This window comes from Chitinophaga sp. (genome assembly GCF_039596135.1).
Classification (GTDB): domain Bacteria; phylum Bacteroidota; class Bacteroidia; order Chitinophagales; family Chitinophagaceae; genus Chitinophaga.
In genome coordinates this window covers 37,429-63,320 of the sequence record NZ_JBCNKH010000028.1, presented here as the reverse complement: position 1 = coordinate 63,320, position 25,892 = coordinate 37,429, and the positions used below count along the sequence as shown (strand labels likewise).

The 25,892-nt window shown below is 45.8% G+C and carries 22 protein-coding genes; 12 read left to right on the top strand and 10 right to left on the bottom strand.

What is annotated here, in order from left to right:
• Positions 1-28: 28 nt before the first annotated feature.
• Together ABDW16_RS17205 and ABDW16_RS17200 are read right to left on the bottom strand one after the other, a co-directional pair.
• On the bottom strand, positions 29-2,089 hold the full coding sequence (locus tag ABDW16_RS17205) for an OPT/YSL family transporter (RefSeq protein ID WP_343671391.1): 2,061 nt from the start codon (positions 2,087-2,089) through the stop codon (positions 29-31).
• Between the two features lie 126 nt (positions 2,090-2,215).
• On the bottom strand, positions 2,216-3,910 hold the full coding sequence (locus ABDW16_RS17200; protein WP_343671389.1) for a peptide MFS transporter: 1,695 nt from the start codon (positions 3,908-3,910) through the stop codon (positions 2,216-2,218).
• A 174-nt stretch (positions 3,911-4,084) separates the two neighbouring features.
• On the opposite strand from ABDW16_RS17200, the gene purD reads away from it, so the two are divergent.
• The 9 genes from purD to ABDW16_RS17155 all read left to right on the top strand — a co-directional run bounded on the left by purD (position 4,085) and on the right by ABDW16_RS17155 (position 13,475).
• Positions 4,085-5,362: a phosphoribosylamine--glycine ligase gene (gene purD / locus ABDW16_RS17195; protein WP_343671387.1), complete on the top strand. Its 1,278-nt coding sequence runs from the start codon at positions 4,085-4,087 to the stop codon at positions 5,360-5,362.
• 298 nt (positions 5,363-5,660) lie between these two features.
• On the top strand, positions 5,661-6,683 hold the full coding sequence (locus ABDW16_RS17190) for a rod shape-determining protein (protein ID WP_012787871.1): 1,023 nt from the start codon (positions 5,661-5,663) through the stop codon (positions 6,681-6,683).
• Between the two features lie 58 nt (positions 6,684-6,741).
• Positions 6,742-7,632 carry a rod shape-determining protein MreC gene (gene mreC, locus ABDW16_RS17185; protein ID WP_343671376.1) on the top strand — a complete coding sequence of 297 codons (891 nt, stop codon included), beginning with the start codon at positions 6,742-6,744 and terminating at the stop codon, positions 7,630-7,632.
• Positions 7,629-8,138, top strand: a complete 510-nt coding sequence (locus tag ABDW16_RS17180) for a rod shape-determining protein MreD (protein WP_343671374.1) — start codon at positions 7,629-7,631, stop codon at positions 8,136-8,138. The genes mreC and ABDW16_RS17180 overlap by 4 nt, the downstream gene beginning before the upstream one ends.
• Positions 8,139-8,195: 57 nt before the next feature.
• A complete protein-coding gene (gene mrdA / locus ABDW16_RS17175) occupies positions 8,196-10,154 on the top strand; it encodes a penicillin-binding protein 2 (protein ID WP_343671372.1) in 1,959 nt (652 codons plus the stop codon).
• Positions 10,154-11,446 (top strand): rod shape-determining protein RodA, encoded by a 1,293-nt coding sequence (gene rodA, locus ABDW16_RS17170; RefSeq protein ID WP_343671370.1) that lies wholly within the window; start codon positions 10,154-10,156, stop codon positions 11,444-11,446. Before mrdA ends, rodA begins: the two co-directional genes overlap by 1 nt.
• Positions 11,447-11,520: 74 nt before the next feature.
• Complete coding sequence (locus tag ABDW16_RS17165; protein ID WP_343671368.1) at positions 11,521-12,270, top strand: MBL fold metallo-hydrolase; 750 nt, start codon at positions 11,521-11,523, stop codon at positions 12,268-12,270.
• Positions 12,271-13,077, top strand: coding sequence for a helix-turn-helix domain-containing protein (locus tag ABDW16_RS17160; RefSeq protein ID WP_343671366.1), 807 nt, complete (start codon positions 12,271-12,273; stop codon positions 13,075-13,077).
• 59 nt (positions 13,078-13,136) lie between these two features.
• The gene (locus ABDW16_RS17155) at positions 13,137-13,475 is read left to right on the top strand and encodes a nuclear transport factor 2 family protein (protein WP_343671364.1); all 339 of its coding nucleotides are present in this window, start codon (positions 13,137-13,139) and stop codon (positions 13,473-13,475) included.
• 62 nt (positions 13,476-13,537) lie between these two features.
• Here the strand turns inward: ABDW16_RS17155 and ABDW16_RS17150 are convergent, their stop codons facing one another.
• From ABDW16_RS17150 to ABDW16_RS17115, 8 genes are all read right to left on the bottom strand, one after another.
• Positions 13,538-14,026, bottom strand: a complete 489-nt coding sequence (locus ABDW16_RS17150; RefSeq protein ID WP_343671361.1) for a hypothetical protein — start codon at positions 14,024-14,026, stop codon at positions 13,538-13,540.
• Positions 14,027-15,241: a hypothetical protein gene (locus ABDW16_RS17145; RefSeq protein WP_343671359.1), complete on the bottom strand. Its 1,215-nt coding sequence runs from the start codon at positions 15,239-15,241 to the stop codon at positions 14,027-14,029.
• Positions 15,242-15,363: 122 nt separating this feature from the next.
• Complete coding sequence (locus ABDW16_RS17140) at positions 15,364-15,915, bottom strand: sigma-70 family RNA polymerase sigma factor (protein WP_343671357.1); 552 nt, start codon at positions 15,913-15,915, stop codon at positions 15,364-15,366.
• A gap of 153 nt (positions 15,916-16,068) precedes the next feature.
• The gene (locus ABDW16_RS17135; protein ID WP_343671355.1) at positions 16,069-17,034 is read right to left on the bottom strand and encodes a transketolase C-terminal domain-containing protein; all 966 of its coding nucleotides are present in this window, start codon (positions 17,032-17,034) and stop codon (positions 16,069-16,071) included.
• Between the two features lie 106 nt (positions 17,035-17,140).
• Positions 17,141-18,169, bottom strand: coding sequence for a UDP-glucose 4-epimerase GalE (gene galE, locus ABDW16_RS17130; RefSeq protein WP_343671353.1), 1,029 nt, complete (start codon positions 18,167-18,169; stop codon positions 17,141-17,143).
• 191 nt (positions 18,170-18,360) lie between these two features.
• On the bottom strand, positions 18,361-19,224 hold the full coding sequence (rfbA, locus tag ABDW16_RS17125) for a glucose-1-phosphate thymidylyltransferase RfbA (protein ID WP_343671351.1): 864 nt from the start codon (positions 19,222-19,224) through the stop codon (positions 18,361-18,363).
• A gap of 215 nt (positions 19,225-19,439) precedes the next feature.
• Positions 19,440-20,444, bottom strand: coding sequence for an inorganic phosphate transporter (locus ABDW16_RS17120; protein WP_343671349.1), 1,005 nt, complete (start codon positions 20,442-20,444; stop codon positions 19,440-19,442).
• 40 nt (positions 20,445-20,484) lie between these two features.
• Positions 20,485-21,138 carry a DUF47 family protein gene (locus tag ABDW16_RS17115; protein ID WP_343671347.1) on the bottom strand — a complete coding sequence of 218 codons (654 nt, stop codon included), beginning with the start codon at positions 21,136-21,138 and terminating at the stop codon, positions 20,485-20,487.
• A 280-nt stretch (positions 21,139-21,418) separates the two neighbouring features.
• On the opposite strand from ABDW16_RS17115, the gene ABDW16_RS17110 reads away from it, so the two are divergent.
• The 3 genes from ABDW16_RS17110 to ABDW16_RS17100 all read left to right on the top strand — a co-directional run bounded on the left by ABDW16_RS17110 (position 21,419) and on the right by ABDW16_RS17100 (position 25,857).
• Positions 21,419-22,255: a UDP-2,3-diacylglucosamine diphosphatase gene (locus ABDW16_RS17110; protein WP_343671345.1), complete on the top strand. Its 837-nt coding sequence runs from the start codon at positions 21,419-21,421 to the stop codon at positions 22,253-22,255.
• A gap of 215 nt (positions 22,256-22,470) precedes the next feature.
• A complete protein-coding gene (locus ABDW16_RS17105) occupies positions 22,471-22,890 on the top strand; it encodes a hypothetical protein (RefSeq protein WP_343671343.1) in 420 nt (139 codons plus the stop codon).
• Positions 22,891-23,025: 135 nt separating this feature from the next.
• The gene (locus ABDW16_RS17100; RefSeq protein ID WP_343671341.1) at positions 23,026-25,857 is read left to right on the top strand and encodes a TonB-dependent receptor; all 2,832 of its coding nucleotides are present in this window, start codon (positions 23,026-23,028) and stop codon (positions 25,855-25,857) included.
• Positions 25,858-25,892 lie beyond the last annotated feature (35 nt).

Below are 25,892 nucleotides of genomic sequence, written 5' to 3'. Positions count from 1 at the left end.
CTTTTTTGTTTTTAAAAGAGGTATTGCTTTAAGCTGCTGCTTCTTTATTTCTTGTGGCGATCCGATACAATACCCATCCCATGAACACAAAGCCCAATACACCGAGTATAAAATATCCTTCTTCACCCAATGCACCAGCGAGTGCTTTTTCCAGGTTCATGGCATTCAGTGCACCTGCAGTGCTGTTGAAACCAGCCATGATCGCAATGATCACACCGGCTACCGCACCACCGGCTACCAGGCCTGTTGCAAACAGGTTACCTTTGCCCAGTTCTTCTTCTTCTGCAGACAATTTGATATTCTTTTTCTTGTTCCTGCTGTCTACAAAACCACGAATCGCGCCACCAATAAAGATAGGCAGGGTAGTAGACAATGGCAGATAAGCACCCACCGCAAAAGACAGCGATTTGATACCACACAGCTCCATCACGATAGAGAGGAACACGCCTACCAGTACAAACTGCCAGTCGAGGTTATAAGACAGAATACCTTTTGCCAGGGTAGCCATCAGGGTACCTTGTGGCGCAGGAAAATAAGTACTGCCAATTGCGTGGTCAGTTACACCATTCGCAATCATGGCAGCAGTAGGCTTATCGAGGAACTTCACTGTCAGACCAATTACGATAGAAGATACAATCGCACCAATGAACAGAGACAACTGCTGGTACATAGGCGTAGCACCTACAATGTAACCAGACTTCAGATCCTGCGATGTACCACCTGCATTTGCAGCAGCAATACAAATCATACCACCTACTACCAGTGCCATTGGCTCATATACCTTACCGCTCCAACCCACGGCAATGAACACCAGGCAGGTACCCATCAGGGTAGCGATGGTCATACCAGAGATAGGGTTGTTGGAAGAACCAATCAAACCTACGATGCGGCTGGATACAGTTACGAAGAATGCGCCGAATACTACTACCAGCAAGCCTACCAGCAGTTTTTTGCCAATAGAGTCACCAGGCAGCTGTGGCAGGAATGCCATCAGGATGATGAGGGCAATGCTGCCAAACAATACGAGCTTCACATTCAGGTCTCTTTCAGTACGTGGTACCCCGGCATTGCCAGCACCCGTATTTTCGCCTTTCTTCAGGGAGCCAAGGCTACCTTTGAAAGAAGATATAATGGTAGGAATCGTTTTGATCAAAGTAATGAAACCACCGGCTGCTACGGCACCAGCACCTATCTGGCGTACATAAGCAAAGTAGATAGCGGCAGAGTAATCATTGAAGGTATGTGTAGCCGGGTTCCAGTTACCTTTGCCACCCGGAGTAGCCAGATCGGCCAGGTAACCCAGTTTTACCAGTTGGGTAGCAATCAGGTCGCCGGGCAGTAAACTTGCCAGCAGCGGAATCAATACCAGCCAGGACAATACACCACCCGCTACCAGCACACCGGCAATGCGGGGGCCAATGATATAACCAACACCCAGGTATTCAGGAGTAATGTCAGCACTTATTTTAGCAGAAGGGAAGAATTTATTCACCTGTTTGGTCATATAGGCAGGTGTTTCCGCAATCACGTGAAATACCTTTTGCAGCAGGGCATATGCCACGGCAAAGCCCAGGCCATAGAAAGCTGTTTTGGCAAAGTCTCCGCCTTTTTCACCTGCTATCAGTACATCACCGCAGGCAGTACCTTCAGGATAAGGGAGGGTTTCATGCTCTTTTACAATGAGCGACCTGCGTAGTGGAATCATCATCAACGTACCCAGGATACCACCAAAGATGGCGAGAATGAGGATTGTGAAGTAATTAAAATACTGATCACTGTTCTTGTCAGACAGGAACAAAAAGCCTGGCAAAGTAAATACCACACCTGCAGCAATAGATTCACCTGCTGAACCGGTAGTCTGAATAATATTGTTTTCCAGAATAGTGGTCTTGAAAAATCTCCGGCCAAGAGTAATGGCAATCACTGCGATCGGAATGGATGCAGAAACCGTTAAACCCGCTTTCAGCGCAAGATACACCGTTGCGGCACCGAATATAATACCAAACATGCAGCCCAGTAAGATGGACTTGACTGTAAATTCCTTCATCTTCACCTCGGGTGAGACAAAAGGCTTAAAATTTTCTGCCATAGTTGTTGTTGGTGGGTATAGTTAGATTTTGTTCGGGGGGCAATATAAGATTTAACCACGGCTTAACCGCAAAAAAAACGCTCCTGCCATGGGCAGGAGCGTTTAAAATATAATTTTTCGACTTTATTAATAAGATCCCGTCTTCTCTTTCACCACCCCGGCAATCCACTTACTGATCATCATCATCACCACAAACGCAATTGCAGCAGCTACGGTCAGAATCACGAAATAGAGCTTCTTGTCAGTGAAGTTGTCCCAGAAAGTAGCCATCATACCCGCCACTTTACCGGCTATAGAGTTCACCAGGTACCAGCCACCCATCATCAATGCCGTGAGGCGGGGCGGAGACAATTTGGATACCATAGATAATCCGATGGGACTTACCAGTATCTCACCCACGGTGAAGATGGCATAAGTACCCACCAGGAACGCCATAGAGCTCTTATCTACATATACATTTGTCATAGACGCTGCAAAAATCATCAATAAAGACGACAACCCGGCAATGAAGATACCCATTGCCACCTTTACAGGAGTAGTCGGCTCTTTGCCCCTCTTCGCCAGCCAGCCAAACAATCCGAGGACGAACAATGTAAATAACACGATAAACCCGGGATTGGCAGATTGGAAGATCTCGGTAGAAATCAGTTTCATTTGCCCGCTGGCAGGCCATTTGTCCTTCGGCAGGTTCTGAAAGTAAGGATCAGCGCCCTGTACGGTAATGGTATTACCATGGCCGTCAGTCACAGCACGGAATTGTGCATCAATCTGGGTTACGGCATGTGGCTCGGTGGTCACAGTTTGCAGCATACCCAATGGTTTCGCAATTTTTTCTACCCCTTCCGACATGGAGCGGTCAGTATACTGATCTGCCCAGATGGTCAGACCGGTGCTATTCTGGTTGTAAATAACCCAGAACACGATAGCTACGGCAAAGAAGGCCAGCAGCGCACCCAGTCCGCGTTTATCTTCTTTATTGGCAGTCGTGTACAGGCGAATGTAGAATATAACGATGGGTACACATGCAAACATGAATGCATCGATAGAAGGTGTACCAAATAAAGGATGGCCCAGGAATTTGTACATGAAGTAACCCAGTATGGCAGCAATGAAAGCAGGCAACAATACCAGGCTAAGGATTTTGCTCATTGGCATATCGTCTTTCTGTACCGGTTTCCTGATATCGCCTTCAGCAATTACTTTGGATTTGGAGATGAAGATGATCAGGCCTACCACCATACCTACGCCGGCAGCAGCAAAAGCATAGCCCCAGCCATAGTGGTTACGCAGAAAAGCAGCGACAAAGTTGCAGATGAATGCCCCGATATTTACACCCATATAAAAGATGTTGTAGGCAATGTCTTTCTTAGGTTTCAGGTCTTCCCTGTTGTAGATGTTCCCCAGGATGGTACCGATATTCGGTTTGAAGAAGCCATTCCCGATAATAATCAGGGTCAGGGAAATGTACATGGCCATATCGCCCGGGAAAGCGAGTCCAAAGTACCCGGCGGCCAGCAGGATGCCGCCAAAAATAACCGCTTTGCGATAGCCAAGATACCTGTCGGCCATTAGCCCTCCTATGAACGGCGAGAGGTAAACCAATGCAATGTATGAACCTACCAGGTCAGAAGCGTGGGCGGTATCAAAGCCTTTTCCGCCATTAGCGGTTGGGTCTACCAGGTATAGGAAAAAGATGCCGATCATCAGGTAATACCCGAAGCGCTCCCACATCTCAGTAAAAAAAAGAACATAGAGGCCCTTGTGATGGCCGCCTTTCTGTTTTGGTGTAATTACAGGCTGCTCAACAGCAGTTTCAGTCATAATTGGTCAGTTTTGTTGATAAGTTAGTCCTATGAATGCGGCAAGATAAATAAATTAGGCTTTTTATCGAGAAAAATGGTGTTTTTGGTTAAATTTTGGCCTTTCTTTGCAAAAAATTTGGAAGAACGGGGCAGAAATGGCTGAATTCGCTCAAATTACACACTGATATACAATATGAAGATTTTACTATTAGGAAGTGGCGGCCGGGAACATGCCCTGGCCTGGAAAATGACTCAAAGCACTTTATGTGAACAGTTGTTCATCGCCCCCGGAAATGCCGGTACTGCCCAACATGGACAGAATGTAGACATCGCGGTGTCCGACTTTAAAAAAATAAAGGCTTTCTGTCTTGAAAACGCCATTACCCTGGTAGTGCCTGGTTCTGAAGAACCACTGGTGAACGGAATCTACGATTTCTTCCAGCAGGACGAAGCTTTGAAACACATCCCTGTCATGGGGCCTTCTGCATATGCCGCCCAACTGGAGGGCAGCAAGGCATTTGCAAAGCAGTTCATGAGCCGTCACAATATTCCAACTGCCGCCTACAGGGAGTTTGACGAAAGCACCTACGAAGAAGGGGTTGCTTACCTTCGTCAGCATTCCACCCCAATCGTACTCAAGGCCGATGGCCTGGCTGCCGGCAAGGGTGTGGTGATCCTGGAAGATCGCGAAGCTGCGGTGACTGAGTTCACCCAAATGATCCGCGAGGCGAAGTTTGGTGATGCCAGCAAGAAAGTTGTAGTAGAACAATTCCTTTCTGGCATAGAATTATCTGTATTTGTGCTCACGGATGGCAAAAGCTACCAGCTGCTGCCTTCTGCGAAAGACTATAAACGTATTGGCGAAGGCGATACCGGCCTGAATACTGGTGGTATGGGCGCTGTAAGCCCTGTTCCATTTGCTGACAAAGCATTTATGGACCAGGTGATAGCCCAGGTGATCAAACCTACAGTAGACGGGTTGGCCAAAGAGAACATTGTTTATAACGGCTTTATTTTCTTTGGGTTAATCAATGTAGATGGCGCTCCTTTTGTGATAGAATACAACTGTCGCATGGGGGATCCTGAAACGGAGGTGGTGATGCCGCGCCTGCAAAATGACCTGCTGGAGCTGTTTCAATCAGTGATAGACGGTAAACTGTCTGCACAAACAATTTATGAGGATAGTCGTGTGGCAACCACAGTGATGCTGGTAGCCGGGGGGTATCCGGAAGCATATGAGAAGGGGAAGGTCATTACCAACATTCCTGCCCCCACGCAGGATCAGCTGGTATTCCAGGCAGGTACAAAGGCTTCTGGCGGTGAGATCCTCACCAATGGCGGCCGGGTACTCACCATCACTTCACTGGCTTCTGATCTGGGTATTGCGTTGTCGCATAGCCGGCAAACAGCAGAATCTATTGATTTTGAAGGCAAATATTACAGGAGGGATATTGGGTTCGAGTTCGTGTAAGCCCAGCACGGGTTGGCCTGTGGCTATGCAGGCACCGCTACTGTCGCATAACTCATTCATTCAGAGAGAGCAATACCATTTCATAAACGATCAATCGTTTAAGCGTTTTCGAGAGTCATACTATGCCGGCTAACATGTTGTTTATTAACTGTTGCAACTACTAACCGGCTCATCAAATACAATAAATAACATTTTTTAATATTTAGTTGTATTATTGAGAAAACATACAATTTTAAGATTGTATATTCGTTGGAATTATTCATTTTTGCACACAATAATATTTTGACCATATTAAGCAATGGGGTTCTTTAATTTTTTAACACAGGAAATAGCGATTGACTTAGGTACAGCTAATACGCTGATCATTCACAATGACCAGGTGGTGGTGGATGAACCTTCCATTGTTGCTATAGAACGCGCTAGCGGGAAAATTGTGGCTGTTGGTAAGAAGGCCATGATGATGCACGAAAAGACACATGAGTACCTGCGCACCATTCGTCCCCTCAAAGATGGTGTAATCGCGGACTTCAACGCAGCAGAAGGTATGCTTCGTGAAATGATCAAACTGGTGTATCCAAAGAAGCCTTTGTTCTCTCCCAGCTGGCGTATGGTAATTTGCATTCCATCCAGCATTACAGAAGTAGAAAAACGCGCCGTACGCGACTCTGCCGAGCAGGCAGGCGCTAAGGAAGTGTTCCTGATACATGAACCGATGGCCGCTGCGCTGGGTATCGGTATTGACGTAGAAGAGCCGGTAGGTAACATGATCATCGATATCGGAGGTGGTACCACCGGTATCAGCGTGATCGCCCTGGCTGGTATTGTGTGCGACCAGAGTATCCGCATCGCCGGTGACGAGTTCACCGCCGATATCATGGAAGCCCTGCGCCGCTATCATAGCCTGCTGATTGGTGAAAGAACTGCTGAGCAGATCAAGATCCAGATCGGTTCTGCACTGAAAGAACTGGACAACCCACCAGATGATGTAGCAGTAAATGGACGTGACCTCGTAACCGGTATTCCTAAACAGATCATGGTATCTTACCAGGAAGTAGCCGAAGCGCTGGACAAATCCATCTTCAAGATCGAAGAAGCCATCCTGAAAGCACTGGAAACAACTCCGCCCGAACTGGCTGCCGATATCTACCGCAGAGGTTTATATCTGACAGGTGGTGGTGCACTGTTACGCGGTCTCGACAAGCGCCTGACCCAAAAGATCAAATTGCCCGTTCACGTGGCAGACGATCCGCTGCGCGCTGTGGTAAGAGGTACCGGCATCGCACTGAAACACGTAGGTAAGTATCCGTTCCTAATGCAATAATACAGAGCGGCCTGCAAGGCTACTGGCTTTGCAGGCTTCTTTATAGAAATAAAATCCTGTGCGTAATCTCATCATTTTCTTAAGGCGCTACTTTAACTTTTTTCTGTTCTTGCTGCTGGAAGTGATCTGTTTAGTGCTGGTCTTCCAGAACAACGATTTTCAGAAAACAGCTTACCTCAATTCCGCCAATAACATTAGCGCCAGGTTATACGAACGTTACAACAACGTAGAATACTACTTTCACCTGAAAGCTACAAATGACAGTCTGGTAAAAGAGAATGCCCGCCTGCACAATATGCTGCGCACAAGTTTCGACACTGTTATCCTCGACAATATTGTAAAATCTGATACCATTCGCCAGTACAGCACCGATACCACCCGCAAGGTGATCAGTACTGCCGTACGCCGCTACCTGTACAAAGCTGCCAAGGTAGTGAACAACTCTGTTAACAATCCCATCAACTATATTACCATTCACCGCGGCAGTGCCGATGGCATCCGCCCTAATATGGGCGTGGTGGGGCCAAGCGGTGTAGTAGGTATAGTACGCAGCGTGAACGAACACTATGCAGTAGTCATCTCCCTGCTCTCCAGAGGTCGTAACTTCGGTACCAGCGCCCGCCTTAGCCATAGTAAGGAAATGGGTATGGTACGCTGGCATGGTGGTGAAGCTGGTTATGCCACTATGGAAGATGTGCCTAAAGGTGTACACCTCGTAAAAGGTGATACCGTAGTCACCAGCGGTTACTCCGCCTTCTTCCCTGAAAATATCCCGATCGGTTACGTAGAATCAGCCGAAGAGGTAGACAAAGCCAGCACTTCCGTCAATGTCAGGATTCGCCTGGCCACTAACTTCTACAACCTGCAATATGTATATGTGATCGACAACCTGCTGCAGGATGAACAAAAATCTTTGGAGGATTCAACTTACAAGCTGATTAAACAATGAGCATACTGTTAAGAAATATAATCCGTTTTGTGCTTTTGCTGTTGCTGCAGGTATTTGTTCTGAACAGAATTTTGCTGCACCAATCGATTAGCTTCAACCTCTATGTGCTTTTCGTATTGCTGTTGCCCTTTAATCTGCCCCGCCCGGCACTCATGTTGCTGGCATTGCTCATGGGCCTCAGCCTCGATATGTTTATGAATACAATGGGTATGCATGCCGCTGCCTGTGTGTTCATTGCTTACCTGCGACCTTTTATTATCAACGTCCTTTCACCACAGGGTGGTTTCGAAACTACGCAGAAGACGCCTTCCATGACAAGTATGGGGGTATCCCAGTTCCTGATCTATGCTGCTATTCTGGTATTCCTTCACAACCTGGTCTTCTTTTCATTGGAAGTATTCAATGTTGGCAGCTTTTTGTACCTGCTGTTAAAGATCGTCTTCTCTACCGCTGCGAGCATTTTCCTGATCGTGCTGTATGAGCTGTTGTTCTTTTCGAGGAAGTAAAATGTATAGTATCTTTATAAAGAAGGATACTTTTATTAATAATGCATCTCCGGGGAAATGTCTGTTTATAACCAACCCAGAAAACGGGTCATACAATTAATTTTCCTTGGCATGGTCGTACTGATCATGACAAGACTTTTCTTTTTACAGGTCGTCGAAAAGAAATATTCCAAGCTGGCAGATGCCAACGCGGTACTCCGCAAAGTAGTTTACCCCAGCCGTGGTATCATCTTCGATCGTAAAGGTCGTAGTATCCTTAGCAACGATGTTATGTACGACCTGGTCGTGACTCCTATCAATGTCAAAAACATTGATACGGCTTACATGTGCCAGATCCTGAATATCACCAAAGAAGAATTCAGAAAACGTATCACTGCCTCCATCCTCAAAAATGGTAGCCGCCGTGTATCCGTATTCGCTCCCCTGCTCGCCCCGGATATGTTCGGCAAACTGCAGGAAAGTATGTATATGTTCCAGCCCGGGTTCGAACTGGTGCCCAGGCAAATCCGCTCTTATCCTTTTGCCGCTGCTGCAAATATCTTAGGTTATATCGGCGAAATCTCTCCCCAGATGATGCAACGCCCGCAGTACAGCGATTATAACCAGGGTGACTACCTTGGCATGACCGGCCTGGAAAGAACCTACGAAGAAGTGCTGATGGGACAGCGTGGTATTCAATACCTGGTAAAGGATAACCTGAACCGTCCGCAGGGCCCTTATGAACATGGGGAGTTCGATACCGCTGCTATTGCCGGTAAGAACCTCCGTCTCTCTTTAGACGTTGATCTGCAGGTACTCGGCGAGCACCTGATGCGTAATAAAATAGGTAGCGTGGTCGCCATCGATCCCCAAACAGGTGGTATTCTCTCTATGGTGAGTGCACCTACCTTCGATCCAAATCTGCTCACTGGCTCTTACAGGGCGCGCAACTTTAGCCGTCTCTTTGCCGATACAACCAAACCACTCTTTAACCGTGCCATCCAGGCAGGGTATCCACCGGGATCCTCCATGAAACCGCTCACCGCCCTGATCGCACTGGATGAAGGTGTAATTACACCCAGCTTTGGTTTCCCTTGTTTTGGTGCATATACTTATTGCGGCCGCCCGATTGCCTGTACGCACCACAACCCGGGGCACGCAGCCAATCTTCGGCTGGCGATTGCCAACTCCTGTAATGCTTATTTCGTACACCTCTACAGGCTGGAAGTAGACGCACCTAAATGGGGCGGCGTGAAAAAAGGACATCAGAAGTGGCATGATTATATCTCATCCTTTGGGCTTGGTCACAGGCTGGGTATAGATATTCCGAGTGAATCAGGCGGTAAAGCCATTGATTCTGCAGGTATGAATAAGTTGTACCGTGGTCAGTGGAACTCCTGTTCAGAGCTATATGTAGGTATGGGCCAGGGCCAGGTAGTGGCTACGCCGCTGCAGATGGCAAATGCGATGTGTATTATTGCCAACCATGGTTCTTATTATGTACCTCACTTTGTGAGCAGCATAGACAATGATAATACACACCTGCTGGATAAATACAAAGAAAAACACGTGGTCGCACACGTATCTGATACATCTTACCGTTCAGTAATCTATGGTATGGAAGATGTGGTGGAGAGAGGTACAGGTATGATTGCCCGTATCGACGGTATAATAGTGTGTGGTAAAACAGGTACGGCAGAGAACAATGCCATTGTAAACGGTAAGCTCACCAAACTGAAAAACCACTCTGTATTCGTAGCATTTGCGCCGAGAGACAATCCAAAGATTGCCATAGCTGTAATCGTGGAGAATGCAGGTTTCGGTGCCACCTATGCTGCACCTATCGCCAGCCTGATGATTGAGAAATACCTGAATGATACCATATCAACAAAACGCAGGGCACAGATGGAGAAAACATTGAACGATGTAACCATCGATCCTGTGGTAAGAGAAAAATCCAAGCTGGATTCACTGAATGGAGCTTCAGCAAAAATGACGACAGAACAAATACTTAAACTCTATTTCCCGAATAACTAATGATAAACCGCCGGCAGCAATTAAAACTTACAGAAGGTATTGACTGGCCTATTATGGGTCTCTACCTGGCACTGGTGTTCATTGGCCTGTTATCGATCTTTGCTGCAGAGTACAGGGAAGGCGATAATATATGGTACGATATCATTCACCTGAATAAGAACTATTCCCGCCAGATCATGTGGCTGGGAGTATCAGCCATTCTGGCTACCATCATCTGGCTCACAGATAGTAAGTTTTTTACAGCTACAGCCAACCTGCTGTATGCAGGCGGTATATTATTACTACTATTGGTAATCGCCATTGGTAAGGATGTAAAGGGGTCACATTCATGGTTAGTGATAGGTGGGTTCCAGTTCCAGCCTGCAGAGCTCACAAAGCTATGTACCAACCTGGCCCTCGCAAAGTACCTCTCTTCATTAGAAACAGATTTTACCAAACTGCGCTCACGATTGATCGCTGCTGCACTGGCATTGATTCCCTGCGCTATCATCATCCTGCAGGATGAAACAGGGTTGGCACTGGTGTATTTCTCTTTCTTCCTGGTGATGTATAGAGAAGGGCTGCCTGCAGTATTGCTGGTGATTGCATTCTCGGGGATAGTGCTGGTATTGTCCGCATTACTGGTGGATAAAAATATTCTCTTTTACATATTCACAGGTATTACTGCGCTTGCCATTTATGTCATGCGCAGGGATATCAAAAGGCATCGTTCCAGGCTGGCGCTGATACTCGGTATCTACGCTTTCTGTTCGGTGTTTGTGATGTTCATCGTACCTTTTGCATTTACCAAGGTGCTGAAGGATTACCAGGTAAAGCGTATCAACGTAATGCTGGGTAAAGAGAACGATCCGAAAGCGACTTACAATACCCGGCAGAGTATGATTGCCATTGGTTCCGGTGGTGTGATCGGAAAAGGATACCTGAAAGGAACGCAAACGAGATATGACTTCGTACCGGAACAAAGTACTGACTTTATCTTTTGTACAGTAGGGGAAGACTTTGGTTTCCTGGGCTCCCTGATCTTTATCGGCATATACGTGGCCCTGCTCTTACGGATCATATTTGTCGCGGAGCGACAGCGATCCACGTTTAGCAGGGTGTATGCATACGGGGTGGCGAGCATCATCTTTTTCCATATGGCCATCAATATATCCATGACGATAGGTCTGGCGCCGGTAATTGGTATTCCACTGCCGCTGGTGAGTTATGGTGGTTCGTCGCTGATGACGTTTACAATGCTGATATTTATAATGTTGAGACTGGATGCCGACAGGCAGATGGTATTGAGATAAAAATGAAAGCTCCCGCCCTACGGCGGGAGCTTTCATTTTTGTACCTTTGTACCCGCACTTTGGCACTTGAAACTATGGCACGTATTATTCCATTATCAGAAGGGTCTTTCACTGTAGATGCTACAAAACAGTTCGTACCTTACAATCCATCGGTAGATACCATGCAGCAAAGATCTGGCGGTTCCCTGCTGGTAGAAATACAACCTTTCCTCGTCATTACCAACCAGGATTTCATCCTCTTTGACACAGGTCTGGGCCTCCGTAATAAGGACGGGGTACTGCAAATTCATCAGCATCTGATAGACAATGGCGTGAATCCAATGGAAATCACCAAAGTACTGATGAGCCACCTGCATAAAGATCACTCCGGTGGCGTTTCTGCAGTAGATCCCATCACCGGCCAGCGCCAGCTCACCTTCCCACACGCTACCTATTATGTAAACAGGCAGGAATTCCAGTATGCCCTCGAGCACGATGGTAAATCCTACCTGGCCAGCGATATCTCACTCCTGCAGAATTACGACAATGTAGTCTTCACAGAAGGCGACGGCACCATCGACGATTATATCTCCTACGAGGTCACCGGCGGTCACTGCCCTTACCACCAGGTATTCCTCATCAACGACGAAGATGGCAAGATCTTCTTTGGTGGTGACGAAGCTCCCCAGATGTCTTACATGATACGTCGCTTTGCAGCTAAATACGATTATGATGGCAAGCGTGGGATGGAACTCCGCGAACAGTTCAAACAGCGCGGTATTGCAGACGACTGGACATTCCTCTTCTACCACGATACCAAAACGCCTTTCAACAAATTTAAATAGATGTATACAGCGTATGATAACCTCTGTTTTACCGGCCATGCACACATGCAGGCCTGGAAACAGGGCTCATACAACTGGGCTGCGTACAGCGAATACCATCGCAAAACAGACCATGAAATATACATTCCCGTTAGCATCCTCAACCTGGTAATACAGGGGCAAAAACGCATGTACGATGGCCAGCGCATTCACCATCTGCATGCCGGCGATGTATTCCTTATTCCCGCAGGTACTTTATTATGCTCTGAAATATTGGGTAGAAAAGAAGGTTATGCGAGCATCAACCTGCTCCTGCCTGATGAATGGCTGCTGCCCCTGCCCCTTTCAGAAACAGCAGTCGCCACCTGTCGCTTACAACCTGGCCCCCACTGGGAGCATTTCTCTGCTGAACTATTCAGTGCTTTCAGCAAAAGATCATCATTGTCTCCTGACTACGTGATGCAAAAAGCATTGCAGTTGATCCCTGCCGAAGGGCTACAGATGCTCCGCCAGTCATTATCCAGCCGGTTGCCTGTACAAACCATTGGCAAAGAACTCGCTGCTCCCTTACAAATAGAAGACCTGGCACGCCAGAGCCATATGAGCAAAGCCACGTTGAAAAGGCATTTCCAACAGCGTTACCTCAAAAGTCCTATGCACTGGGTATGGGAAAAACGCCTGGAAAGAACCAGTTTCCTACTGAGAACTACTACCCTTTCTATCCAGGAAATAGCCTACAGTAACGGCTTTGAAAACATCCCGCATTTTTACCGCCTGTTCCGCCGTACATTTGGTATGACGCCAAAGGAATGGCGTGCTGTAAAATGAGCTTTTCAGCAAATGGTACTGTCATCGCCCTGCCTATCTTGGTATTTAAAAAAGTAACTATGAGCAATTTCGCGCAGGAATGGCTGCATGCCTGGAACTCACATCAGCTGGATGAAATCATGTCTCACTATGCCGAAGATGTGGTTTTCTACTCTCCCTTTATTATAAAGATCAATAACGACCCTGCAGGCAATATCCGCGGCAAGGCAACTTTGCAGGCTTATTTCTCAAAGGCATTGACCGCCTATCCTGACTTACATTTCGAGCTGATACAGGTATTGGAAGGTGTCAACTCACTGGTGTTGTATTATCGGAGTGTAGGGAACCGTCTTGCTGCCGAAATGATGGTATTAAACAATGAGGGAAAGGTGATAGAGGTACGGGCACATTATGCCTAAAAACAAAGCCTCCCACGCTGGGAGGCTTTGTTCACTTATTCCTTATATAACATCTAAAGTTATCAGTTTCTGAACCTGCGAGCCCCTGGCCCACCTACATTTCTCATTTGTCTTTCTTTCAGCTGCCGTATCAGTTGCACCCTGAATTCTCTTTCTGACCTGAACACCGACCCTGCTTTATTTGCCGGCAGTACTTTTTGAAATTCTTTGTCGTAGTGGTTTTTGATATCCAGCATGCGCTGGTCATATTTTAATTCCTGGTCACCATTCGTTTTGGAATTTGCTTTTTCTGCGGCATTACTGGCGTTGTTGCGATTATTACGCTCTGCAATCAGGAGTTCTACTTCTTTGGTATACTGGTTATACACCGGCCAGAATTTTTGGGCTTCGTCCGGGGTAAGATCGAGCTTCTGAGCCAGGTAGGCAATTTCTGCAGCCCGGATCTTGTCTTTTATCTCAGCATCGCTGCCGCCACTCTGGGCCATGCCCGGTGAGGGCCGACACAGGAGAGAGGTGATAAAAAATAAGCACAGTATGTAAAAATGTTTCATTTAGTTTTTAATTGGACTTTCTTCTTTTAAAGAACCAGTGTTTTCCAGGTAGCTTTCAATGTCTTCGGTAGACAATCCACCGGGTAAAGGTGTGTTCTCTGTCGTTACCTCCGGCGTAGCAGCCGTCAATCCCATGAGGTCTTCTTTATCAAAAGCGTCCATGTGATTTTGCAGGTATTCCACGATTTCCTGGTCACTTACGTCAGATAAACTTGCTTCGGCCAGGTTGATGACCGCCTGATTTTCCACATGTTGCGTATTCCGCATGTAGTACAGGCTGCTGGTGCCTACGAGTGCAAGCATACAGGCAGCGGCTGCCCATTTGTAGAACTGCATTCTGCGTGGGCGCAGGTTCACCACTTTGGCTGGTGCCTGTGCAATGGCGGCTACCTGTGTATCCAGCTGGTCAAAGTAACCGTTGGGTACGGAGAAAGGCATTGCTTTTGGCAGGGAGGCCAGTAATGGAGAAATGTCGGCCAGTTCATCAGCTACTTCCTCATTTCTTACCTTTTGTATTACCTGGGCAGACAGCTGCTCAAAGTAACCGGCAGGCATAGAGAATGGGGTGGCCCTGGTCAGCTCGGCAAAAGGTGAAACGCTTTCTGCTTCCTGGATCTGCTGGAGTAATTGGGCAGGGAACTGCTCAAAGTACCCTGCAGGCAGGGAGAAAGGCATTGCCTTTGGCAAGGTGGCCAGTAATGGTGAGATAGCTGCCAGCTCAGTAGCGGCTTCTTCCATTTTTATCTTTTGCATCACCTGCAAGGATAGTTGCCCGAAGTATTCGTTTGGAGGAGGGGTAAAGGGAGATTTCCGGGATATACCGGTCAATTCCGGGGCCAGCTCTTCGTTTACGAGTGCAATGATCCTTTGTGGGAGTTGCTCAAAATATTCTTTTGGTGGCGCAGAAAAAGGTACATTCCGGGAAATGCCCGTTAGTTCCGGTTCCTGTATCCGTGCAATGATTCTTTGAGGTAATTGCTCAAAATAACCCTGCGGCAAGGTCAGCGGGAACGTTTTGGGAACAGCAGCCAGCATGGAAGAAAGGCTTTGTAGCTCTTCCATCACATCCACCTGACGTACTTTACCAAGGATTATTGCTGGCAAAGACTCAAAGTAACCAGCCGGAACCCCTGACAGGGGCGCCTGTTGTGGCCATTGAGCACCAGGAATAAGCTCCTGAAGTTCGTTCGCAATATCGTCGCTTTTGGGTATCATCTCGGTATTTAGACGGCAAAAGATATGAATAGTTTAAAGACAGCAACGCTTCGTCTTCAAATATTTCATTTTCATCTCAAAATTTAAGGAATTCACCTCAAAAATCGGTAAATGTCGCAATTTTAGCTGTTCTTGATAAATTCTTCAATTTTTTTTACAGCATGATGGTAGGAGGCTTTCAGTGCACCTTCTGAGGTATCCAGCACACGGCTCATTTCTTCATAGGGCATTTCGTCATAGTATCGCAGGTTAAATACGATCCTTTGTTTTTCGGGTAGTCCCAGAATTGCTCTCTGCAGTTTCCATTCCAATTTATTCGCATCAAACTGGCTATCAGCTTTTAGCGTGTTACTGAGCCCTGTTTCCACGTCAGACAGGGATACAGCTGTATTTTTCTTTTGTTTTTCCAGGAACGTGAGGCATTCGTTGGTAGCTATCTTGTATAGCCATGTGTACAACTGGGCGTCTTCACGAAATCCTTCGAGGTTCTTCCAGACTTTTACAAATATGTTTTGCAATACGTCGTTGGCGTCGTCATGATCCAGCACTAACCGCCTTACATGCCAATATAAGCGCTCCTGATATTTCTGAATGATATACGTAAATCCTTTTTCCCTTGTGGCAGGATCTCTGTACAAACTCAGCAATGTCTTATCATCCTGGATAATGGCCATACTAAGGTTAAATGGTTAAGAATGGAATTTAATTAAAAACCACTTATTAAGATGCTTTTTTTGCTGTAAGGTTTAATTTGAATAAGAGATAAAAATATAGGCTGACCGTTATCCAGTCAGCCTACAGTTCAATAAAAAGCTTGTTAATATCTCTTATTTAGCCTTCTTCCTCGCAATTGCTTTTTCAGCAGCAGCTACGATATGATCTGCATCCAGACCATATTTCTTCAGCAGGTCTAAAGGTTTACCGCTTTCACCGAAGGTATCTTCCGTACCTACGTATTCGATAGGAACTACGTGGTTACGTGCAGCTACCTGCGCGATGCTGTCGCCCAGGCCACCGAGTACGTTGTGTTCTTCGGCAGTTACGGCACAACCGGTCTTCTTTATAGAAGCCAGTACAGCTGCTTCGTCCAGCGGCTTGATAGTGTGGATGTTGATGATTTCCACGCTGTAACCTCTTTCTTCCAGGATTTTACCTGCTTCGATAGAGAGCCATACCATGTGACCACAAGCGAAGAGGGTTACGTCAGTACCTTCGTGCAGGATCTGCGCTTTACCTACTTCAAATTGCTGGTCTTCAGGGGTGAAGTTAGGCCATTTTGGACGGCCAAAACGCAGGTACACAGGACCTTCGTAATCTGCAATCGCAATAGTGGCAGCTTTGGTCTGATTAAAATCGCAAGGTACAATCACTGTCATACCAGGCAGCATTTTCATCATTCCTATATCTTCGAGAATCTGGTGGGTAGCACCGTCTTCACCCAGGGTTAAACCTGCGTGCGATGCACAGATTTTCACATTCTTGTCAGAATAAGCAACGGACTGACGGATCTGGTCGTATACACGTCCGGTTGAAAAGTTGGCAAACGTGGTAGTATAAGGAATTTTACCGCCGATGGTCATACCAGCAGCGATACCTATCATGTTGGCTTCTGCAATACCGACTTGTACAAAACGATCCGGAAATTCCTTGATAAAGGCATTCAGTTTCATAGAGCCCAGCAGGTCAGCAGTCAGCGCTACTACATTTGGATTTCTACGGCCGGCCTCCAGGATTCCTTCTCCAAATCCAGCGCGGGTTTCCTTTTCATTTAACGGTTTAATGTCTTTTACCATAGCCTTTATTATAAGTATTGAGCTTTAAAAGTAATAAAAAAGATGAGCATGTTATATCTTTTTATTGTTGGCAGAGGCCATGCTCATTTTAAGTGTCTGCATTACATTAATTATTCAGCACCCTGTCTCTCAGCGCCACTTCCCACTGCCATGCAGTCCTCATCATATCCTCAATACCTGTTTTCGGCTCCCATCCCAGCAATGACTTTGCCTTGGTGTTATTAGCATAAATCGCAATTACATCTCCCGGACGACCTGGGCCCAGTTCGTAATTCAGTTTTACGCCAGAGATTTTTTCAAATGCCTTGATGGCTTCCAGTACGGTTACACCATTACCGGTACCCAGGTTGAAAACCTCACAGTTGGTCTTATTTTTCTTGTCTATCAGGTATTGGAGTGCCCTGGTATGTGCATTCGCGATATCCATTACATAGATATAGTCGCGGATACAGCTACCATCGCGGGTATCATAATCATGGCCAAACACAGTCAGCTTAGGAATTTTACCAATCGCTGTCTGGGTAATCACCGGTACCAGGTTATCTGGTTTACCCAGCGGCAGTTCGCCAATCAGGGCAGAAGGATGTGCACCAACGGGGTTGAAATAACGGAGCAGTATAGACTGTGTGTTGTTTACACGGCTATAGTCTACAATGATCTGTTCACCCATTTGTTTGGTACGTGCATATGGAGATTGTGCTTCTCCCAGCGGGGTTTCTTCTACTACTGGCAGGGCGGTAGCATTACCGTAAACCGAGCAGGAAGAGGAGAACACCATGTTAGGAATGTTGAATTCCTTTACACATTTCAGTACGTTCGTCAGTGAAGTGAGGTTGTTGTGGAAATATAACAGGGGCTCTGACACTGATTCTGGTACTGTTTTCAGGGCGGCGAAGTGAATGACACCTACGATGTCACGGTTTTCGTGGAAAACGGCGTGGGTATCTTCCAGGTTGCAGAGGTCAACTTTGTAATTGCGGACTTTTTTACCTGTGATTTTTTCTACGCCTTCCAGCAATTGTGTACTACTGCGGATATTGCTGTCTACAGAGACTACGTCAAATCCATTGTTAATCAGATCTACGATAGTGTGAGAGCCAATATAGCCACAACCGCCGGTAACAAGAACCTTCATATGTATTTGATTTTAGAGTTGGTATCAAAGTAACAAAAAGCGAATTACGAATTTATGTCGTAAATACCATATTCTCAAAATATTGGTCAGCCAGTATGCATTCATCCATTATTCACCGACAAATTCCTTTTCGCAAAAAATCGCTTCTACCTTAGTGGCAAAAGCGATTTTTTGGTGTATGGATCTCAATATTATTGTTTCAGCAATGACTCCAGGTAATTGCCATAGCCGCTCTTGAGCAGGGGAGTGGCCAGTTTGTGCAACTGCTCTATGTCAATGAATCCCTGTCTGTACGCAATTTCTTCAATACAGGCGATCTTGATCCCCTGCCGCTGCTCTATTACCTGTACGAACTGGGAAGCCTGCATCATGGAGTCGAAAGTACCCGTATCCAGCCATGCAGTGCCGCGTGGTAAGATAGATACTTTCAGTCTGCCAGCCTCCAGGTAAGCCTTGTTCACATCTGTGATCTCATATTCACCACGGGCGCTGGGCTTCAGGTTTGCTGCAATGCCCACCACATCGTTGTCATAAAAGTACAAACCTGGTACAGCGTAGTTGCTTTTGGGCTTAGCAGGTTTCTCTTCGATAGATACCGCCTGCATTTTGGCATCGAACTCCACTACCCCATATCTTTCCGGGTCTGATACCTGGTAGGCATATACGATCCCTCCCTGTGGATGCACATTGTTGGCCAGCTGGGTACCAAGACCTGCGCCATAGAATATATTATCGCCCAATACCAGGGCAACATTGTCATTCCCAATGAAGTCCTTTCCTATCACAAATGCCTGTGCCAGACCATTAGGTTCCGGCTGCTCTGCATAAGAAATATCCAGCCCAAGCTGCTTGCCGTCATTAAAGAGCCGCCTGAAAGCAGGCAGGTCATGAGGCGTTGAAATAATCAGAATCTCCCTGATACCAGCCAACATCAGTGTAGACAATGGGTAATAGATCATCGGTTTATCATACACCGGCATGATCTGCTTACTGATGGCATAAGTAATGGGGTGTAAACGAGTGCCGGAACCCCCGGCTAAGATAATACCTTTCATTGCGGTTTATTATATGATAAACAATCATCAATACACCATTATAATAATGGTCCCATTGATGTAATAGGATAATGGGTTTTTCAAAAGCCTTACAAAAATAGGTGGATGGGGGAGAAAAAAAAGCGGCAGGGGGAAAAATATCCATAAAAAAGGCCGGCGTGAGTAATTTGGAAGTTTTACCCACGCCGGCCTGGCTATATCAATCCGGGAATTGTTTACATAAAGAGATTCACGACGAAATACACGGCAGCAGCCAGTAAAGCACTGATCGGGATAGTCAGGATCCATGCCCAGAGCAGGCTGACAGTTACCCCCCAGCGCACTGCAGACAGGCGTTTGGTAGCACCTACCCCGATAATAGAACCGGTAATGGTGTGTGTAGTACTTACAGGAATGGCCAGCGCTTCAGTGAGGTAAAGCGTAATGGCACCTGCGGTTTCAGCGGCCACACCTTCCAGTGGGGTCACTTTGGTAATGCGGGACCCCATTGTCTTTACAATCTTCCAGCCACCACTCATAGTGCCTAAACCGATTGCAGCAAAACAGGAAAACGGCACCCAGTTCGGTATATGCATGAGGTCAGGGATAATACCATGTGCTACCAGGGCAGCAGCGATGATACCCATTACCTTTTGCGCATCATTACCGCCGTGGGCAAGGCTCAGTGCACCTGACGACACCAGCTGCAGGCGTTTGAACCAGCTTTCTGCCCTATAAGGGTTCGCCTTGCGGCATATGTTCATAATTATAATAGTAATCACAAAGGCGACAGCCATCCCTATAAAGGGCGCCAGGGCAATGAAGTAAATGATCGGCATTACCTTGGCATAGTTGATCACATCAAAGTTACCGTGAGCAGCAGCAACGGCAGAGCCAATGAAGCCCCCAATCAGGGTATGGGAAGAACTGGAGGGAATGCCATACCACCAGGTAAGCAGGTTCCAGATGATAGCAGCCACCAGTCCGGAGAAGATCACTTTCAGGGTGATAAACTGCTCAAATATTGACTTGGCGATGGTATTGCCTACCTTAAATTCCCCATAAACGTACTTTGAGATAAAAAAAGCGGCAAAGTTGAATATAGCAGCCCACAATACGGCCTGAAACGGGGTCAGCACTTTTGTGGAAACGATTGTAGCTATAGAGTTGGCAGCATCATGAAACCCGTTAATAAAGTCAAAGATGAATGCCAGTATAATAATTGTGACAAGTAAGACCATTAGAATACAGTTTGCATTGAGCCATTACAAGACCGGGCGACTATGCGTATTTAATAATGATAGATTCGATCACATTGGCACAGTCCTCGCATTTATCGGTAGCGATTTCCAGCGCCTGATACAATTCACGCATTTTCAGCAGCTCGCCTGCATTGTTGGATTCTTTCTCGAACAGGTCTGCGATTGCCATATCATAGATATCGTCAGCATGGTTTTCCAGGCTGTTGATCCTTACACAGGCATCAGTGATATTACGCATATTAGACATGCTTCTCAGTTCAGGGATTGCTTTGTGCAGCTCTACACAGCCCTGGTAGATCAGATCTGCCAGTTTACGAACGCTTTCGTTGATCTCTACTACTTTGTACAGATCCAAACGCTTGGCAGAGCCATGAATGTAATCTGCTACGTCGTCCAGCGTAGCTGCCAGGTGGTGAATATCTTCACGGTCAAAGGGAGTAATGAAGTTCTGGCCCAGTTCTACAAATATGCGATGGGTAAAATCATCATTCTTGTGCTCTAATCTCTCGATCAGGTGGGTCTTATCCTTTCTTACTGCAGGGTCTGTTGAATTTACCAACTCAATCAATACTTTCCCCATTTCTACCAGATTAGCTGCCACATCTTCAAATAATGAATAGAATACCCTGTCTTTAGGAATAAACAATTTAACAAAGGAATTGAAGCCTCCCATACGCTTATAGTTTGAATTTGGCGCAAAAATAGCTTTCCGCGACCAATACCTCCAAGAAATAATTATTATTAATGATTCCTTAACACTGGATTAATATAAAAGTAATATAGCGTTTTTTTCTTTGTATTGTAAAATCCTGCAGTGTACGAGCCTGGTTTTCAAGGATATTTTTTATCCCGAAAAGGCCCAGCGCAGGGGCAAAATACACCTACAGCGAGCGAACATTTATTTATCACCATTAGAACAATGAACCCGGAGTTCCGGTTCACCAGCGTAAACAATGTCCGATAAACGCCCACTTGATATAGTCGTTATTTCCGATGTGCATCTCGGAATATACGGCTGCCACGCTAAAGAGCTTGTCCAATACCTAGATAGCATCGATCCTAAGATACTGATTCTCAATGGCGATATTATCGACATCTGGCAGTTTAGCAAACGCTATTTCCCCAAAGCACATACCAAGGTGATCCGCAGAATCCTGAAAATGACAGGAAAGGGGACAGATATATATTATCTGACAGGTAACCACGACGAAGCCCTCCGCAAATTTGCAGGATTCGGCCTGGGTAACCTCACTATCGATAATAAACTCATACTGGACGTAGACGGCAAAAGACACTGGTTCTTCCATGGGGACGTATACGATGTGACCATGAAAAACTCCAAATGGCTCGCAAAACTGGGCGGCAAAGGCTATGACCTGCTCATCATTCTCAACCGCCTGGTGAATAATATCCTGGAAAGCATGGGCAGGGAAAAAATGAGCTTTTCCAAAAAGGTGAAACAAGGCGTGAAACAAGCCGTAAAATTCATCTCCGATTTTGAACAGATCGTAGCTGAAATTGCTGTAGATAAAGGATTCGATGTAGTAGCATGTGGGCATATTCACCAGCCAATTATCAAGGAAATGGTACATAACGGTAAAACGGTAACATACCTGAACTCCGGCGACTGGGTGGAAAGCCTCACTTCTCTTGAATATGTAAATAAAGAATGGACCCTCTACCAATACCCCGTGACGAAAGCGAAAGTGGTACTGCCGGAAGAGGAGGAAGATCAGCCAATATGGGGGGATTTGGATTTATCTAAAGCAGTAACTTTCCCGAATTCATAATACCTGTTTACTTGCCAACTGTAGATCCCGCCTCTGAAAAAATCTCGTTTCCACCTCAGGCAGAAACGAGATTTTTTGAAAAGCAAACACAAGTTATATATGTTATACTTTAACATATATTTATGATTATATAACATGCTCTTAATATTCACTTAATATGCACAAACTAAGTTTGCAAATAATTCAGTAAGACTGGAAAATAATCCAAACGTGAAATGAAAGTATTGAAGTTACATCCTTTAATGACAGTATCCCTTTTGCAGATGCAGTTTCAACGGTTACTCTCGTGCAACATTGCTGTTTACATGCGGAACTCCCCGGCAAATGCTTTCGATACCCTGCAGGAAGCCGGTTTTCTGGAGAATATGCTCATTGAATACCCCATAGACGAAACCCTGAGCCTTCGCGAATTCGAAGAAGAACTGGAAGACAGGTTCAACTTTACCCTCGAACTCTGTAATAAAGACAACAAACCGTTTACCAACAAAAGCATGCACCTTTTTCAACTGATCAAAGGGCTCAGTGACATTGCCAAGCCAGGTTATGCTAACGGTAATGAATATAACATTCAGCTCGAAAGATTAATAAACCTGCATAATAATAACAGGCAAGGACCACAGCCTTTCTCCTGTTAATATTATATGTAAAGCCCTATACCTAATACAAGCAACTGTTAACATTACGGTAACGCTCCCTTAACATTACGGTTATATAGCCCCTCTACTTTTGCGCTACTATCAATCTATAATTCACGAACGAACAATTCTACTGTGAAGCAACTTTTTGAGTCCGCACTGTTGTGTGTATGTCTTTTTTTGTGCACTGTAATGCCATCCTTTGGCTTCGATAATGGAAGAATTACTGGTAAAGTAACTGATCAGAAGACGGGAGAACCATTGATTGGTGTAACCGTATTAATTCAGGGGACTACGCACGGCACTGTTACAGATGTAACGGGAAACTATACACTGAATATCGCGCCGGGTACTTACACACTTGAGTTCAAATACATGGGGTACCAGACCAAAGCAGTCACCGAAGTGGTTGTAAAAGGTAGTAATGCTACCAGTCTGCCCGTAATCATGGACGAACCTACTTCCAAAAACCTGGCAGAAGTAGTGATCAAAGGCTCTTTCAAACAGGAAACAATCAACGCATTATATACCCTGCAGAAGAACAATGCCGCCGTATCAGACGGTATCTCTGCCGATGTGATTAAAAAATCGCCAGACCGCAGTACTGGTGAAGTGTTGAAGCGTGTAAGCGGTACCACCATCCAGGACAATAAATTCGTAATTGTACGAGGCCTGAGTGACCGTTACAACGTAGCGCTGGTAGATAATGCCATCCTGCCCAGTACTGAGCCTAACCGTAAGGCTTTCTCGTTCGACATTATTCCTGCGAATATGATCGACAACATTGTGATCACCAAATCCGCTACACCTGAATTGCCTGGTGACTTTGCTGGTGGTGTGATCAATGTACAAACCAAAGAAATTCCTGAACAACAGTTCTTCGATATTTCATTAGGTACCGGTTTCAATACTGTCTCTACTTTCAAGCCTTTCAAAACTGGTTATAAAACAAGTACCGATATCTTAGGGTTTGATAATGGCGGCCGTCAGTTGCCATCAGCCTTCCCTTCTACTGCAGCGATCGTGAATAACCAATTGAGCACTGCACAAACACGTGCAGCAGAGAAGTCGCTGAACAATGACTATCGCGTAAGGGAACGCAATGGTGCACCAGCCATCAACCTGCAGGGCAGCTGGGGAAATCACTGGGATACTAAGAAACACGGTAGCCTGGGTGTGATTGCAGGTGTGACCTATTCACACAATGAAACAGTGGCGAAAGATATGATCAGGCACTATGACAACTTCGACTATATTGACAATGTATATAAATACTCTTCTAACCTGGGTGCTGTAGCAAACGTAGGTTATACTACCGGCAAAAGCAAACTGGTATGGAGAAATATCTATAACAAAATCTTCGATGACAACTTCCTGTACAGGCAAGGTGACAACATCGGCAGCTCTAAGTACATCAACTACTATGCATTTGACCTGGTGCAGAAATCACTGTTCAAAACATCGGTAGAAGGTGATCACCAGGTAGGACAGGGACAGAGTAAAGTGAACTGGTTATTGTCTTACAACAAAGTAACTAACAACCAGCCAGACCAGCGCAAAGTATCATATGGCAGAGCCATTGATGATGCCGCTGCGCCAATGGTAGCCGATATCGGATCTGTAGGTAAAGCCAACAGCCGACTGTTTTCTGACCTGGATGAAAACATCTATATCGCCAGTGCAAACTATTCACATCCTTTTCGTTTCCTCGACAACAAGAGCATTTTCAAGGCAGGTGCAGTAGGACAATATCGTTCCAGGGATTTCCATGCCCGCTATATCGGTTTTAAACTGGATCCTATTAAGGATGGTGGTGATGCAGTTGCACAACGCCCCATCAGCACACTGTTTGGCAATGACGTTATTGATCAGGACTATTATCAGCTGGATGATATCACTTCTACTGCCGATGAGTACAGAGCAACTACACTGACCACTGCTGGTTATGCACAACTCGATAACCGCCTTTCTGATAAGATCCGTATCGTATGGGGTGTGCGTGTGGAATCATTCAACCTGAAATTGAAATCACCGATCAATAACGCAACTATAGATCTGGATAATAACTGGTTGGATGTACTGCCTTCAGCAAACATTACATATGCACTGAATGAGCGTTCTAACCTGCGTGGCTCTTATTACAGAACAGTGGCAAGACCGGAACTGCGTGAGATCGCACCATTAGCATATTACGATTATGAGATGTCTTCACTCATCAATGGTAATACCAACCTGAAACGCAGCCAGATTGATAATGCAGATCTGCGTTATGAGATCTTCCCTGCTGCCGGTGAAGTAGTATCTGGTTCTGTGTTCTACAAATATTTTAACAACCCGATAGAAAGCAGGGTTACTTCATCTGGTCTGAGCCAGTATGATGTAACGCCGTACAACTATCCAAATGCATACAACATTGGTGCGGAAATAGAAGTAAGAAAGAAACTGGGATTCATTGCACCACATAGCTTCCTGGATAATGTGACTTTCTATGCGAACGTAGCCTATATCAAGTCTGTAGTATCTGACAATACAACTACTACTGCGAAAGACAGGCCATTATCCGGTCAATCCAACTACGTAGTGAATACAAGCCTGGGTTATGCACTGCCTAATGATAAGGTGAGCTTTAACCTGCTGTACAACAGGATTGGTCAGCGCCTGTACCTGGTAGGCGAAGGTGGTGGTGCAGATGGTTCCGGCAGACTCGGTAACATCTACGAAAGCCCAAGAGACCTGCTGGATTTCCAGGCTAACCTGAATGTGAGCAAGCGTAGCGGATTCCGTCTGAACATCAAAGACCTGTTAAATGCCCGTTACCAGTTCTATTACGACCAGAATGGGAATAACAAATTCGATCATCCTGTGTATCAAAAAGGAAGCATCAACTCCGGCGAAGACTACCTGTTACAGCAGTATCGCCCTGGTACTTCATTCACATTGACATTTACATATCATTTATCAAAGTAGTTTAAATTTTTCTGAACCTAAATTCAATTAGACAA